Annotated in this window: 2 protein-coding genes (1 of these 2 running past the window's edge); both read right to left on the minus strand. The window is 50.7% G+C overall.

The genetic code is table 11. The features are described from left to right. Positions 1 to 17,686: the 5' portion of a hypothetical protein gene (locus tag KOI40_RS17275; protein WP_216098798.1), read on the minus strand. It extends 18,401 nt beyond the left edge of the window; 17,686 of the gene's 36,087 nt are visible here — the first part of the coding sequence; the start codon lies at positions 17,684 to 17,686; its stop codon lies off the left edge, out of view. Next, a partial coding sequence (locus tag KOI40_RS17280; protein WP_216098799.1) for a hypothetical protein occupies positions 17,683 to 17,950 on the minus strand: 268 nt, incomplete at its 5' end. The genes KOI40_RS17280 and KOI40_RS17275, both read right to left, overlap by 4 nt.

A 17,950-nucleotide genomic window follows, 5' to 3' on the forward strand; every position in this document is an offset into this window, starting at 1 on the left:
CGGATTGAACCGGGGTGCCGCTTTGGCTGTCCGCCTCAGCACGCACTAACTGATAGTCACCGGCGTCATTCAAATCGGCTTGCAACAGATAGATCTGCCAGGGATCACTGGCAGAGCCATTGCCCTGGACAAGAACTTCACCAACACTATCCAGTGATTCCAGTGCGGCTTTGATGCCACTGGCGGTAAGTTCACTCAGGTCGACCCCCTGGTCGCCATACCAGATTGTCGCCTCCGCCTCACTCCACTCCAGTGACTGAATCCGCATAGCGGTGTTGTCAACCGCAGCCTGCAACGCTACCGGCGTGGCAATGGCAGTGATCTCGGAAAGCTTGATGATTTCATAGGTACGCTCACCGTCATCGGCGGGCGTCAGGCGGATTTGCCACGGTGCTGATGCCGTGCCATCGCCATCAATAACAGAAATAACCGTGTCATTAAGCGCGGTAATCGTATCGAATGCAGCAATGACATCCGCATCGCTCATGCCAGCAGTCAACTCCACACTTTGCTGCCCGTACCAGACCACCGCACGACCAGTATCGAAACCTACAAACTGGGTATCGTTCCCATGGGTAGTGGTGATTGCAGTAATGGCGAGCGGTACCGCTTCCTCCTCCAGCGTTGTACTGCTGAGCAGGTGGTAACCGTCCGCTCCGGCATCAGCATCCAGCATCTGCACCAGCCAGCCGTCATCACTGGCACTAACCGCCACCTCACGAACACCGGCAAGGCTTAATAATGCACTTTCGACAGACGCAGCTGTCCCGTCATAGGCCGCCTGTATGCTGTCACCGTTATAGGAGAATTCAACCAACACAGTGCTATTCGATAATGCCAGCAACTGACGATCGTTCAGCAGCGGTACCACCTGAGTCGCATCAGCCTGGGTACGGGTGATCACCACATCAGTAAGCTGAGCACCACCGGCGATCAACTCAAAGACCGCGTAATCGCCATTAACATCGGTAGCAGCATCTATCAGCGTGATTAACCAGGGATTCTCGCTGGTACCTTCACCGGTCACCGTCACATCGGTAATACCCGACAACAGCTCCAGGCGGCGCTCCACTTCTGCGCTGCTCATCCCCGGCACAGGATTACCACTGCCGTCCACAGTGACACCGGCAGACAGGGCAATCCCCTCGTCGCCGTACCAGACCATGCCATGACCTTCGAGAGCGGTCATCGACAGCATTTGGGCGCTGTTATGATCAACGGTAGTAACCACATCGGCAATGGTAGTAACAGCCGGGGTCTTGTCGGCATCTGAATAGTAATCGGCGCCATTGATATCGAGACGATAAACATACTCGGCGCCGCGACTGTCATTGCGCTGAGTCAGTGACCCCACATAATCCTGCACCGCATAATGCGTGGCCAGACGGCGGAAGTTATTACTGATATCGGTCGTCGCAGAAACCAGTGACACAATCCATGGATTGGTTTCGGTGCCGGCACCAGTGACAAGCACTTCACCAATCGCGGTAATGGATTCCAGCGCGGCTTTCACTTCAGCCGCCGTCATATCCGCACTCAGCGTCGCACTGTTACTGTCCGAACGGTTACTCTGCGCCAAACTGCTGTCGTAACCGTAGAAGACCGTGACTTCATCCAGACCGTCAGCCAGCCAGATTTTCTGGGTTTCGTTTTGCGCTGTTGCGTCACTCAGATCCGCTGCACTGGTAATGTCAATCAGGCGCGGAGAGCCATCATCATTGAACAGATAGCTACCGCCGTCCTGCAAGTCGTAACGGTAGAAGTAGTTGGCACGACGGACATCCGTAATAAAGTTGCCGTCCTCGTCGAGGATGCCAGAGTAGCCATCCGGGTACACCTGATGATGGCCATCCACATCACGTTCGACTTGCCACTCGACAGCTTTTCGCTGCCCCAGTGTAATATCGACACTCTGCAGCGACGTATCCATCAAATCGCCGATGATGATATCGTCACTCTCGCGTTTGGTATCCAGCACCAGAGCTTCTACCTGATCGAGAACTACACTTTCCAGCGTCTGGTTAATCGTCAATCGTGAAGACGTTGATGCATCATTAAAGGCTTTTTCCAACTCAACGGTACTGGCGTTGTCATCAATCGTGACATCAAAGGTATCGAAGCCTTCACCCCCCAGCATATTGAGCGTGGAACCCGCTGCCAGCGGCGCATACTTCCAGACAATACTGTCATCACCTTCACCGGCATCGACATTAACGGAACCGGTACCGGCGTCGATGATGTCATCGCCCGCCTGGCCATAAATATGGTTATCGCCCTGAGGCAGCGGATTGCCCTGATCATCAGTGCCACCGACAAAAATCTCATCGTTCCCGGTTCCGCCATAGACTGTATTGCTACCGAGACCGGCGTGAATATAGTCACCAAACTGTGAGCGGAAAATAGAATTTTCAGCGGTCAGATCAATTTCAACACCATATTCATCAACGGGCATGCCCGCTTCGTTGTAATAGTCAAATGGTGAACCATCGGCCTGATAAACCGGTGACAAATACTGATTACCATCTGGAGCGGTAAAGTAAGCCAATACTTCATCGCCACCATGGATCGTATCGTCCCCCCCATAGGTAGCGATAAAATCAAATCCTGCGTCACCGTAAACAGTGTCGTTACCGTCTCCGGTCATGATGACGTCGTCACCATCGCCGCCGTAAATCGTCAGGCCGGCATAAAGGCCATTGGTGCCATTGAGCTCGAGCTGGTCATCGCCGGCGTTACCCCGTATTTCATAAATACCTGATTCACCCAAATAGGCATTACCAACATTAATGACATCATCGCCACCACCACCAATAACCGTCAGGCTTTCCAGGGCACCCACCGTGTTTTCATCGGCAATCATTTCGATGAAGTCGTCACCACCTTTCATGTCGACAACGACAGAACTGATTCGGCCATTGAGACGCTTGAGGCTGTAGCGATCAGTTCCTGCAGTACCCACAATACGCAGACTATTGACATCGCCTGCCAGGAATACTTCAGCACGCATGCCGGTACTGACAATAATAATATCGTCATCCGGATTGTTTTCACGCAGTGCGCGGATGCGGTCGCGCAAGGCTTTTTCTTCTGCCTTAGTGTAGTACTCGGTATTAACAAAACCCTCTTCAACCAGTTTCTGCAAACTGATTTCCGTATCTGGTGCCATCACATCCACCAGATAATTGTGTTCGCCATCAGAATCTCTGCCGGCATAACGCAGCGTCAATTCACCGGTCGAATCATTCAGATGCGCCACGTCTTCAGGCGCCTGGTGGATACATTCCAGATCAAACTTGGCCAGCACCTGGTTAACAAAGCGGTTGCGGGCTTCAAACAAGGTCAGTTTGCTTACCCCCAGATCGACACCGATCCAGAGGAAAGCTTCAAGGAAGAGATTGAGCTGGCCACTCATATCAAACAAACACTGCGGACCATGAGTGATCCGCTCAATCAATTCACTGCCATACAGTTTGCCGTCACCAACCGGCAGGTCATCGAGGAATTTCGTCTCCATATCATTGAGATCGAAGTTGATCAGTGCCTCGATACCACCTTTGACACCAGCTTCAACCAATCCACCCACACCAAGACTGGCGACAACACCAATCGCTGCACGCAGTTGGATTTCAGCCTGATCTGTGGCGGTGTTTTCCTGACCGTGATCATCCAGATAGAAACCATTGAACAAACGCCAGGTTTCAGCTGCATCAAAGTCCGTTTCCATCCACTGACGGAAACCGCGGGTATCAAAACCGAAATCGAAATTGGTATAGGCGCCGATTTCACCAAAGAAACCGACGTTAAAGCCCGGATACACCGGGAAGGTTTTCTGGTATTCGAAGAACAGTGACAAATCTGGCAGGTCATACCAGAACAGGTCGACTTCGCCACGACCGGTGAGGAACTGCAACACGCTCATCGGATCTTCTAACAAAGGAATACGGAAATTTTTCTGACCTGGAGGATTACCAAAGGTCGCCGTATTCGGCCCTGTGCGCGAAGCACTGGACTTACCGCCATCAAGGCCCTGCTGATCCGGGCCTTGAAGTGCTTTTTTCTGCTCTTCGGTCAGGTTGCTGTAATTAGCCTGTGAACCTTTAACATTATTTTGCGATACCGGCGCACTGGTATCGGAGGCATAACCCCCGGTGAGATTAAAATCACCAAAGCTAATATAGCCAGCCGTTTTCAGCATACTGGCCTGTTCAAGGAATTTAATCGTCGCATCCAGTGCCGCAATCACTTTCTTGGCGGTGTCTACCTGTTCGGCAGGCAAGCGCAGATAAGCGATATCAATAAACTTGAGCTTGGCAACGCCCATATCGACCGTGGTGTTCAATAACTCCACCACTGGCTTCAACGGCCCGACAATTTGCCAGATGGTTTCAAAGGTGTCACCGAGGAAACTTTCAAATACCGAGCCGACATCGAGGCGAACATTCGACAACGTCACCTGCGGATCACCAAAGGAAATACTGGCACCGGATTTAGTCGACAAGGTGCCGCTGGCCAAATCCTGATAGTAACGAACGGTGGTATCGATCGCGGGCAATACATCGGCTGCAGAAGTAGCAACTTTGACAAAAATATCCGCTTCGGCGTAAGCATTGGCATTAATTGCCAGCTCGATTTTTTCACCAATTTCCAGACGTCCGTCACCACCGACAGTACCGGCAGTGCCGCCGATATCTTTGATATCAAAGCCCAAGTGGCCATGCAGACCACTGCCGCCTTTGGTATTCACATCGGTTGCCTCAACCTTGAGGAAACCCAGCGTACCTTCAGCGGTCGAACCCGGCGTTAACGTGGCATCTACATCCAGCGCGATTTCTTCGCCCTTGCTGTTAATACCGGCAGTATTGAGGAATACCCCCATATCAACCGTATTCCCCAGCCCCATATTACCGATACCCAGACCAATACCCATCAGGTAGTCAATCTGGGCGCGCAGTGCTGCATCAACATCCAGCCCCAATCCTGGCAGACCAGCTGAGAAATCAATCGGCAGTTCGCCATCAACCAGGGTGCCGCCAAACTTGATATCGAAAGACAGCAAACCGTTCGGTGACAGAATTAATTCAATGTCATCGGCACTGGTCGGTTTACGGGTAACAATTTTGCCATTGTCGTCGTAACGAATTGCACCGTCTTCACCTTTATCGGCAACAACGAAAGCAAACATATCACCGTCAAGAACGCTCAAGCCGTCAAACAGGGCCTGACGAATTTCGTTGAGCAGGGCTTCAAAGACTTTACCGCCACTGGCGTCCAGATCCTGCAGTTTTTTACCCAGACCATTGAGGTAATCAGCCCCGCTCTTTTCACCCAGCACATTGTCGCCGATACTGCGCAAGCTGTTGGCCAGATCATCAAACGGCGCGCCGCCAATTAGCGGCAATTCCATATTATCAATGCCATCGGCGACTTCATCGATGGCACCAAAGAAACCTTCCAGACCATCGAGCATGGTGCCCGGGTCATTAAGTAATTCCAGCAACGCCGCGACCACATTAAAGTTCATATTGAACTTGGGCAGGCTGTAATTAAATGTGTGAGCAAAGTTGGCGTTTTGGTCGACTGTAAAGTTGGCCTTGGCGTGCAGCACGTTATCGGCAATGCCATCGGAATTGAGATCTTTATCAGTACCACCTAAAGGTAAGGCCTCAATGGGGAAGAACAGCGGTAAGTTAATACCCGCACTGCCATAGGCTTTAGCCTGGAAGCCATCGCGCAACTCATTGAGTTCCAGATAGCCATCGCCATCACTGTCACCCAGCGGGTTGGCCAGATTGGCATAAAAGCCCATGTCGATCAGAGCAGAACCATTCTTGCCTACCAGACCAATGTTGGCACCAGCGATATCAAAGCCCAGTGCCACTCCCATATCGGTGGCACTGCCTTTTACCGACGCATGAATACCGGTCTGCTCATCAATAAAGAAAACTGGCTGGCGGACATCACTCAGATCAAAGCCAAACCCGAGATCCAGGCCGGCTTCAGCTCTTAACAAAATCTGCGCATCAGCCTCAACATTGATCGCTTGCAAAGCGTCTTCGCCCAATCCCAACCATCCCTCGAGATCAAGATCATCAATATCCAGATCAAGGTCGAAGGCTTTCTCAATAAATGCATCAATATTCAAATCAAAATCGAAAGCCGAATTTTGATAGCTCATACTGACCAGTTGAGCATCATCAGCAATACCCAGTGGTTGCAGGACCGCCCGCAACTCTTCATTGAGCTTCTGCTCCAGTTCCTGGATATTTTTTGAAGCTTCACGAACCGTGGAAACCGCGTTACTCAGGCCCTCAGCAAAACTTACGGCACCATCGCCAAGAATGTCCGCAATACTGACACCGACAAACGGCAGCTCATCGTAGAGCATGCCATCTTGAATGTTATAGCGATTAAATTCCTGCCCGGTACGCAGCGTAATACCACTACTGCTATCAATTATTTTGGCACCGGTCACTTCGCCAGAGGCCAGCTCCTCGTGGGCAACCTCGGTGGTATCGTAGCTGCCGATTTCTTCCCAACTGGTATGCTCATAAATATCCAGACTGTAAACACTATCAATGTAGCGGGTTACACCCCAGACATCGGCGGCACCATCATTCCATTGCTTCAGAGTCAGGCCCTTGCCATCTTCGAGAATCACATAGCGGCTATTTTGCACGCCGTCGGTTTCAACGGCGTTATAGGTAGATGCAGGAACAGTCGACGTATTCGACCAGCGCTCATCAAAGAAAGTGATAGTATTACCGGACTGCTGGCCCAACACTTCGGTATCAGTACCCACCACATCTTTCAGTAATTCGTCGACACCACCGATAATCAAATCCAGTGACAGCCCACCCAGAGAGAACACTTCCTCCAGGTTATTGAAGGTTACGGCAGAAGGAATACTGGCAAAGAACTGAGCCAGACTGGCATTGTCAGGTAAGGTACTACTGGAAGCGGCAACATAACCGGTGGTATTGGAAAAACCCTCCAAGGCACCGGACAGCGACATCGGCAGCAATACTTCATAGTGAGCATCACCATCCAGCTTGGGCATACTGATCAATGAACCCGAAGCATCACTGATCATATCGGTGTAAGTCAGGTTGCCATCAAACCCGAGCCCAACTGATGCGCCTAGCGAAATAACCGAATCATTAACATCAACACCGAGGGGGCCTACGTTGACACCAAAGTCATAGCTCTTGATCAAGTGTCCCTGAACACCATCTTTCGGAAGCATCTCAACAGTAATATCTTCCCAGACTGTAATGGTCGTCGTATCAGTTACACCGTCGTAGCTGATATCGGTCACGTTATAAATCTGGTCAACGCCATCGGCACCGACAACATAGAAACTGTCACCGACCATCAACTTGCCAGCTTCGGTACTGCCAAAAGTGCCCTCGTGATCACCACTGACAACAAAGCTTGCCGTGCCTGGATCATCTGTGCCTACGTTAATGTCAACGAGATCGATATATTCCTCGCCAAAATTAAAGTGGGCATCAAGGCCCGGATCCTTAATATAGAAATCACCATCGTTATCGACGCCAAAATTGAACAGCAGGTCAATACCACCATCGATCACCAACGGTTGCGACTGATCAATATCAATAGGCAAGTCAAAATCCAAACCGCCAATTTCAAGATCCAGTAAATTGTTGAGATCAAGATCGACCAACTGATTAAAACCAGCCAGGGAAAGGGCAACACTGTATTCTTTCAGGTTGGACGATGAAGCAATGGTGACGTCGTAATTGGCATCGCGCAGCGCCGTCAATAAATCATTGGTTGTGGCTTCGGTATTACCTGTGAAAAAGAGATCGACCCTATCAGCAAAACCACGGATCTCTTCGCTGATCGTGGTAGTCACTGTATCAATACCACCACCCAGAAGATCAGCCAGTGACAGATTAGTGAAAGGCACTTGAGTGGAATCACTCAGGTAGTCTTTAATCTTGTCACCCATATTCGCAGCCCAGCTACCAAACTGGCCCAAGCCGACGCTTAATTTGGTCTGGTCAGACAATAATTTGAAGTGATCCGAGGTCGGCAACAGACGGACTCCCGCCGTGAGATCCTCACCCATCACATCCGGAGCAGCAAAATCTGGATGCTCCATGCCCATGGCATGGCCCATCTCATGAATTAATACGGTGAACAGGTCAATACTATCAGCCAGCAGAGCATCGTCAGCGGTTGAAGTCACATCGGCATCGACAAACCAGCTGACGCCGGCCGCATCGGCATCCAGGGTAATGGTATGCTTGCCCGCAGCATAAACCGTGGTTGCCAGTACCCCGGCACCCAAATCGGATGCACCGACAACAACCTCAATATCATCCAGGGGTGTTGTTGAGCCTTCCGGCAAGACAGCTTCCCAGGCAGCTTTCGCCTGCGCCACCAGATAATCAATCTCGGCAGCAGCGTTATCGGTCAGATCTAAATCACCACTACCTTCTGCCGTACTGCTGGTTTGTAATTCACCAAAACCGGCGGCACTGGTCAGCCCAGTCCAAACGCTTTCCAGGAACGAAGGTTTTTCAACACCCTCCACCTCAAAGTCGCCATAGGCTTTAACCGAATGACGGGTTCCCGCCTCATCGGTATAGGAGTATTCAGTATAAGTGCCCAGCGAATCCGTTAATTCCCCGGATACCGTAATCTCTGATTCAACGTCGCTGAAATCCAGGGTGTCGCCACCACCAGATGCGAAAACCACATCATTGCCAAACTTTTCGTGGAAATAGAATGTCGTCGTCTTGGGAGAAATACGCAGGTCTTTAACTTCACTGGCCGGTGTATTGAAGGTAACTTCAAAGACACCTGTACTGACAACAGTGACGGTAACACTCAGACCTTCAATTTCATTCAGGGCATCAGCAATATTCGTCGCCGTGGCTGCATCGTCTGCACCCAGTTCAAACGATGTCGACAGTCGCTCCTGATGATTGGAATCCTCAGGGTCAATAACCGAAATCGCAACCTCTTCACCCTCGGCCAGAGTTGTCGTACCAAAATCAATTTCATAAACAGAATTGGTAGGCGCTGGGGTTGCCGCCCAATCCACCAGCGATGTCACGGTTATATCGCGACCATCATCTTCCAGCCAGTCATCACCCTCGCCACTTTCCAGGTTCTGAATATCACTGAACTCTGCAATAGCAACTGCGCCATCGGCCTGAGTTGCCGCGTGGCTACCATGCACCAAACCAGCGTAATCAAAAACGACATTAGTCAGTGCAGTTTCGGCCGGATTGGTTATTTCAATATCCAGTTGATAAATCGACGCGTCGTTAACGGTTACCACAGCCCCAACGCCGGCATCTGACAGTGCCTGTTGCAGCTCACTGGCTAACGTATTCACATCACGGGAAGCTTCCAGGGTGATGGGTAAAGTCTCGCCTGGATTATTAGGGTCATCAAAAGTCAGGAAATAAGTACCACCCATCAGCAAATTGCCAAACGTCAGGCGGTGGATGTAGTTAATACCACTCGCCGGCGCCTGTACTTCGCCGACATCGCTGGCCGCCGTCAGCGCAGCGCCATCGGTCACGCTCATCTGCGTCAGGTTGTGATAGCGATCAAGCTGCAAGAACTCGACCACCACCAGCCCATCTTCAACCCGGGCACTCACACTACCCGCACCCAGTTCGTTATTAAGCGCCACGGCAATCGCAACAGCACTATCGGCCAGCGTTGCGCCCAGAGTCACATCGACAGAGAAATCAGCCAGCACACTGTCGCCAGCCATTGCCAGGGTAATGGTATCACCGGCGCTGCCCGCTAAATCCAACGTCTGGCGTTCATTGCCCAGGTCCTGATAAACCTTATTACCGGACAAAACGATTTTGTAATCACCCGTCTGACCTTCAAAGCTGATGGTATTGCCTTGCTCATCAGATTCACCACCGGTAATTTTGTCATAACCGCCATTACCGATAACAAAGATATTGTCGTTATCATTACCGACAAAGGTATCGTTACCAACCGAACCAATAACTTTGGTGTAACCCGCTACCGCGTTGTTGGATAATTTCCACTGGGAAGAAGAATCAACCGCGTCATTAAGTATTCCGGAGAGACCATTCCAGCGCTCACCCTGCACCGAGGTTGCACTGCCAAATTTTACGACCGGTAAATCAATTGTCCCCCAAACCGGGACATCCACCTGATCTTCACCAAACAGCTTGTAGGCAATACCGGCATTACCATCAACAGTAACCCCTTCGCCGGTAAAGTTAGCGTCATTATCAAAAGTAAAATCAAATCCGGTGCTGTAATCTGCGTAATTGAGTGTGATGTCACCTTCGGAGGAAATAACACCCTTGATGCGCGCATTGCCGTGAAAAGTAAAAATATTATCGCCACCACCGCCGACAATATTTTCAATACCGGTCGCCACGACCACACTACCGCCTAACGCCAATCCTTCAGCAATGGAAGAACCGCTGTACTGGCTGAAAATTTCATCCCGAACAATAATCAGATTGGTACCGGCAGAAAGGGGAGGCGTTTCAAGTCCTGTGCCATCCAGCCACTGACGCCACTGGTCAATATTATCGGTAGTTAATTCGAAGATGTCATAGTTGACGGTATTCTTGATCGCACGGCCAGCTACCTGGCCTTTTTTACCGTAACCGGCGCCGGACATATCCAGCGTATCGAAGAACTGGGCATTGGTGCCGTATATTTCTATGTCCGGCTGCTCGACCACTGCCGCCAAGCCCCAGTAGCCACCAAACTTATAGGTGTCGGCGCCCAGGCCACCAGCAAGAATGTGCGCACCCGGCGCAAAAGTGACATCGGGCTGCAAAGAAAACTCACCGCTCAGTGCGCTACCTGTTGCAGCGGTGACAAAGGTACCCAATACCCCGCCGCCAAACTGATCGGAAATAATATTGCCGCCCACCTCAAACAGATTGCTGCCAAGGTTGAGCCCCAATCCATTCGGGGTGTAATTGCCATCGACAACTACATTGAGGCCCGCACCGTAGGTGACATTCTGAATATTTTGAACCTTGCCGGTAAAGCCCGACTTCAAACCCGTCAGTACTTTTTGGGTGTAATCATCTTTGACGAAGCTTGTCATCAACGGCACATCACTGCCGGCAATCAAGGTATCGGCATCCGACAAAGGCGTGGCATCAATAAATTCAACCACCCAGGTGTCCGGCTGTGTACCGGCCACAACACTCACCTTGCCGAGACCCACCATGCTATTGATAGCCGTCGAAATATTATTCGCCGTTTGCGCTGCTGTCTGGGCAAAGAAAATATCTCGAGTCTTCACTCCATTGATCGTTAGCTTAAAGGTCTTCACGGTGGGGTCGACCCGGGTAATGAGCTGCTGCTCATTCACTTGCGTGGTTTTGCCATCTTTAATGGTCACTAATCCTGCATGACTGATTGCAGCCGGAGTAACCAGCAACTTAGTGCCATTGACTGTCAGCGTCTTATCTCTTTCACCGAGCTTGGCTTGCATTTCAATCAGATATGGGCTGGCTGATGTACCCAGCCCGGTGACATTAACAAAAGGCAAACCTGCGGCAGTCAAGGCCGCTTTTATAGCGTTTATCTGGGTAGCAGGTGTTGCGCTGTAGGGGATCTCAGCCGTCGACTTGCCGGCGTAATTGATATAGAAGCTGCCCGACAGGGAGCCGCCTGTTGGAGGTACCGGCATGCTGAAACTATAAACCGGATTGGTTTTAGTCTGATCAACACGATCGATAATCACCGGCAGACTGCCAACAGCAAATGTCTGCACAGCGGTGGGCAGTTCAAGTTTTGATTTCAGCCCGTAAGACGTAACGGCTACCGATTCAATCTGGTTAGTCGCAGTCACATCACTTTGAAAAGCGATCGTAAACTTTGAGGTAGCATCGGTTACCAGCACTGATGCTGGCGAACCCAGTTTGGCGGTCAGTGAAGCATCAAGAGCACTCTTTAGCAAAGTCGCAAACGAAGCACGATTGAATACACCCGTAACTACGGCCTGGCTCAAATCGACATAGACAGTATCGGTTAGCGCAGTACCGGCACTGTTTTTGAGGTTGTAGGTAATCCCCACCACCCCTTGTGTCGCACCTTTGAGAACTAAATCCTGTTGCTGGGTTTTGGTTTGGCCCTGGTTTACTAAAGTTGAAGTACCCAGAGAATGACCATCGACATCAGCCGCCGTGATTGTATTAACCGTGCCATTGCTGAATTTAATGGTGTAGGTACCACTAGATTCTGTCACCGTAACCTTACCCAATGCCAGTGACGCATTTGAATCAATCAACTTTTGCAACGCGGTTTTAATGGCCGAAGCGCTGGCGGTCGCAGCGATGGTTTCTGATGTTTTACCATCCACCGTAATCTTAAAATCTTTCGGATTGCTGCTATCGGCATGGGTTAATGTCAGCGTGTGCTCGGCCTGTACCACAGCGCCACTCGCGGTAACACTGGCTGTGACACTGGCTTTACTCAAAGACACATCGGCAAAGGTTATCGGATCCTGGTCTTTGGCTTCTTTAAAGGTAATATCCCAAGCGGTAGTGCCGGCCAGATTAGCCGGGTTAACAACGACCAGATCAGGATCAGTCGGCGCGGCTTTCAGAGCACGGTTGAGTGCATCCTGAATTCGTCTGGCCACGGCAGCCTTGTCCGCCGAAGTGGTTGTTACATCGACGACGCCAACACTGCCTGCTGTGGGCTGGGTCTGTAAATTCAGATCAACAACATAGTTATGATTAACAAAGGTGACGACAAAATTTGCACCATCCTTAGTAACCGTAACCACATCTTCAGTAATAGTGGTAAATGTAGTTTTCAGACTATCATTGATGGCCCGCGCCACGTCTGTGTGTGAGGCGGCGACATCAAAACTGACAGAAACATCTGCATTCAGTGAATTTTTATAACTAAGAGTAACGTTGCCACTGGCACCGTCTGAGACCAGTACCTTTTGCACGGTAGGCAAGGCCAGATAAATTGGCGCCGTGGTTTTACCGGCAGCGGTCAGTGTAAATGCGCCTGCTTTGGCCGTTGGAATAACAAGGCGCTGAATTTCATTACCGGACTGACCATCCTTGATGGTATTTACCCGTACTGACGACAGAGAGGATTCGGTAAGGTTGATATAGGTCGGCTGAATCAGGCTGGCGAAACCACCGCCGGTCACATCAACTGTATTTTTCACCGCCAAGTCAGGCGGATTCAGATTCATCAGATCCGCCAGCGTATCTATCGCCCCCAGGTTCAAATGAGCCGATATCGGTTTGAGCCCTGTACCGCCGACAATCGTGCCGCCAAAAGTCGCGCTGCCAGAGATGGCAAACGTGTTGGCATTAAGACCGCCACGGACAACCGTATTAACACCGACATCGGTAAAGCGATAACTCTCGAAAACCTCATTCTCATACACCTGCTGTACAACACCGGAGAGCAAGGATTCGGTATTGAAGGCTTCCGAACGAGGCAGAACCCGCTCAACAATTAATGCGGTCTGACCGGCATTACCTTCTTTGGTTGTCGTCAGGGCTGTCGTCGGCAAGTTAAAAGTAAATGCCGGCTGACCGGCTGCCGGCGCAGTGGCTTTGATTAAGTCAACATCCAGAGGCGTATTGAAAGTAATATTGTAAACATACTTGCCACTGTCGGGGTTATCCCCCACAACGAGCTTGCGAGGCTCTTTGACCTTAACAGCGCCTTCGCCCAACATCGCATTGAGCGCATTCTCAATGGCCAGCATATTGCCCGCTTTCTGGCCCGCCACTATGTCAATATTGTTGGTCGTGAGACGCTGGTTTTTGCGCATCTCGGTAACCGTTGCCGTCGCAGAAGTCGCCGACACGGTGAGCTCGGCCAGTTCAACGCCCATCAACTGTTTATTATTGAAGACAATATCCCAGGTATTGGGTTTATAGACCACATCAGCTGCGGTAGTACCACCGGTTGTTGGCAACGGTGACCCGTCAACCGTGGCTCCCGTTACCGTAACATTAAGATTACCTGCCGGAGTTCCCCCAATTGAGAGCGCGTTAAGCGCATTCTTTATGTTATTGGCAGTTCGGGTGATATTGACGGTGCCGTCGGCAGTATTTTTTTCGATGGTGATAGCTGCCGTCGTTTTCACCTGCCCACTCACAGGGTCCGTGAAACTGAGCTTGAAGGTGCCCGATGGCAACTGTGAGCCACTCAAGGTCAAACGCTGTTTCTCTTTAACCTCATAAGTCAGGGCAAAGCTGCCGTTATCTGTAGCGTCCAGCTTGAGGGTTTTGACCTCTTTAATGGCTCCCACTTGCTCAAAATTAAAATTGAGTTCGTCGGTCACATGACTGAAATCCAGATCCAGCACATGGCCATTTGCCGTCAACAAACTGGTATCAATAACCGTTTCACCAGGTGAGTAAAGCGGGTTGGCGGCAGCGACAAGCATCTTGCCGGGATCGGCACTGCCAAATATAAAGTGGCTATCGGCGTTGGCGGCAATAATGGTTTCAACTGCCTTAACAGCACCTTTTTTACTGCCTTCGGCCAGTGTGACCACACTACCGGTAATTAATTTGCTGGTGGTATTCTCCAGGTTGGTCACATTGACCAGCATATCGGCAACATTGCTGGAATCCGGAGTTGTGAACGTAATCTGCCACTCTTTCAGATCATCGGTATACGCTACTTTCTTAACTTCAACGGTATAGGTTGAACCCAAAAAGCTTCGCTTGAGACTGTTGAGTGCCGCCTCAATATTCAATCGCGTCTGCTCTTCCGTCGTTGCGATTGTGATTGGCCCGGTGCTGTAGCTACCCACTTTAAGGGTGAAATTACCGCTCTTGGCATTATTCAATACCAGCGATTTAACCTCACGCACTGAAGAGCCTTGCGTCTGGGTCCAAACATCCGGCTTGGCTTTCAATGCACTATGGTTGAGGGTGGGAGTTGAGAGATCGCTGATTTCCGGATTGAAGATCTCAATATCGAACTTGTTGCCCACACTGGCCAGGGTGACGATCGCAGAGATATTTTTCTCTGCCAGTGCCGCCTGAATAGCCGCAGCGGTATCAAAAGGCGTTGCCCCCATACTTAGCTGCGTCTGGGTTTGTGCCCCTGTGGTTGGGTCTGTAGTCGTCACCTGACTCACAGTCACAGACTGATTCGGAGTGATCACCCCGTTTTCGGTTTTCGTGTACTTAAATGTAAAACTGAAAGTACCGGTCTCTCTCATCCCCAGGTCCAGGGTGAGAGACCCGTTGGTGTGCCGAGTGACAACGTTACCCGCATCGACAGTATTACTGCCCGGCTTTTTCACTACCAGGGTAGGGTCAGGATACGTAAGCGAAGCCCCATTCACTTTTAACAGGGGCACATTGGTATAGGCCGGCTTCAGGAACTCAATATCGTAAGCACTGGTGCCAGAGCCAACACTGGTTACCTTAACCAGATCACCGATTATGTCACCAAGCAATGGTCGCAATTTGGCTTCAAGCTCGGTTTTAATGGCCGCAGCAGTACCGGAAGCCGCGGAGATATTGCCCGTTGTCTGCAAGCCGGCCAAGCTGCCATCGGCCTTGAGGAACTTATCAAACGACAAGGTAAAGTTGCCGCCGGTCGCCCCCCCCAGAAACAGCCGCTGTACTTCATTGGCATTACCCTGATCATTAACGGTTACCGTACTGGCATTTCCTGCAAAGCGCCCACTGACCGTGCCCGAACCCAGTATCCGATTCGCCAGACTCATTCGATCCTGAATGAAAAGACCTGCACCAGCTACCAGACTGCCACTGTTGAAAAGGTAAGTCATATTCTGAGTGACAGCCGAGAAGTCGAGCGCATCGCCACGCTCTGCCAGCGCCTCATTTTTGGTTTTCCCGTCACTGTTTTTGAGCAGGTCAAACGCCTTCGACTCAATAACCAGGTCGTTACCCCAGTTATCGGTAAAGACATATTGGTCATAGCCTGTGCCTCCGATCAGGGTGTCATCACCGACACCACCGATCAATACATCATGACCGGTGCCGCCGTAGAGCAGGTCGTCGCCCCAGCCACCATCGAGGGTATCGTCACCGACACCGCCATCCATGGAATCATTACCCGTACCACCGGTCAGGCGATCGTTACCTGCATCCCCCTTGAGAACATCATCGCCGGCGCCGCCGCCAACACTGTCATTGCCGGCACCGCCGTATAGAATGTCATCCTGACTGGTGCCGCCAACAATATCTTCGCCCGCGCCGGCATTCCAATGACGTCCCTGCGTCGTCAATGTCGTGTTATCGATAAATAACAGGTCACTACCGGCGCCGGTGCTATTGGCCAACACACCAAAGTCGCCCATAACGATTAGACGTTTACCGCCGCCGGTACTGGTTCCGTCCTCATTGACACCAATCAGGCGGTCAATTTTGTCAATACCGCCACTTTTGATGGCGGCGACGCCTTTAGCCACCTCAGTCAGTAGCGTCTCTGTACGAGTCAACGTGGTTGTCAGTACATAACGATCTGCAGGCAATGGCCCGTTGGAGGTCACCTTCTGTACTATCGTAGTGGTAGTACCATTGACGGTAATTTGATCGGGCTCCGACACCAGCGTGACATTGGTGGCATAAACCCCACCGGAGGTTTTCACTTCCTTAACCTTTTCCACCACCAGAGACATTTCCGGATAATCCGCCGGCGTCAGGAGCTCAATCTGGAAACCATGATTGGTGGCATCTCCACCCGCCGCTGTCACGGTAAAAAACTTAGCCACGGGAGTAGGTGGTAGCGTGGTGTTACCTGTCGTAGTTTTCTTAATAAACAGGTTATTCAACGCGTTTTCAATATCGGCGCGCAGGAGGGTAGACGCCTGCGCCTTGGTCATGCCGGTTTTGACCTCGGGGTTTTGAATCGTAATGGTTTCCACACCGCCGATGGAAATCTTGAAGCTCTCAGGCGGTTTGGCTGCACCAGCCACTGTCGGCGTTTTATTTTGCGCCAGCAACAACTGCTGCTTCTCTTTAACGGCGGTCGGTATCGGCGTCGTGTTATTAGCGTCGCTATTGAGTAATCCACTGGCCGCCAGGGCAGCATTATTGCGGACATCGACCATAGCATCTTCGGTGTTTTTATACTGGGAGTAGTCCAGTACATTGTTACCTTCAGCAGGGGTTGTGATTTTTCCCTGCAGTGCTTTGCTGTCTTTGATGATGTAGGTATTGGTGCCTTTGCCACCAATAATATTGGCAACATTATTTACCGTAACATTGTAGGTAAAGGTCACTTCTTTAGTGACCGTACCAACCTTGATTTTTACCACCGAGGTGGCCGTGACGGTTACGGTTGAGGTTGTCCCCAGAAGGTTACCGCTTCCCAGTTCAAAGGTAAGATCATGGGTAACGTTGCTAAAATCCAGAGTACCCTTTTTATTGCCGGACTTGGTGTCGTTAATGACCAGGTTATGGGTGCGTTCCAGACCAACAAAACTGCTGTCAATAAACGTCTGCCCCCAGTTATCGTGGAAGGTATACGTATTCTCTCCCGCTCCACCCATTATCTGCTCAATATTGACAGCATTTCTAACCGTGTTGGTTCTTTCTTTTACCGTGATGCCATAAAATTCTGTCGTGCTGGCCAGTTGCGTAGGAGTCGGCTCGGTATAAAGCCAACCATTGGTTGCATCACCAGCCCCCTTTTTCACCGAGCTGTACAGGTCGACTGTCAAATTTCCTTCACCAGGAACAGTAGCGGTAATTGCACTGAAGTCCAACACATCGCCACTACCACTGACATTGTCATTAATGCCAACTTTTTTCGGCGCCTCTTCCTTAACAATATCGATACCCCAGTTATCCTTAAACTCGCAGTTTCAAGTAATAACTGCAATTCCGTTACGCAGCGAGCAAATCCACTCGCTGCCCCATAAATAATTCGTTTGGTGATCGACAGCCCCTTGTCTTTCTGGGACGATTGTTCAGCCGATCCATTA

It is taken from the genome of Pseudomaricurvus albidus, assembly GCF_018863235.1.
In the GTDB taxonomy this organism is placed as follows: domain Bacteria; phylum Pseudomonadota; class Gammaproteobacteria; order Pseudomonadales; family Cellvibrionaceae; genus Pseudomaricurvus; species Pseudomaricurvus albidus.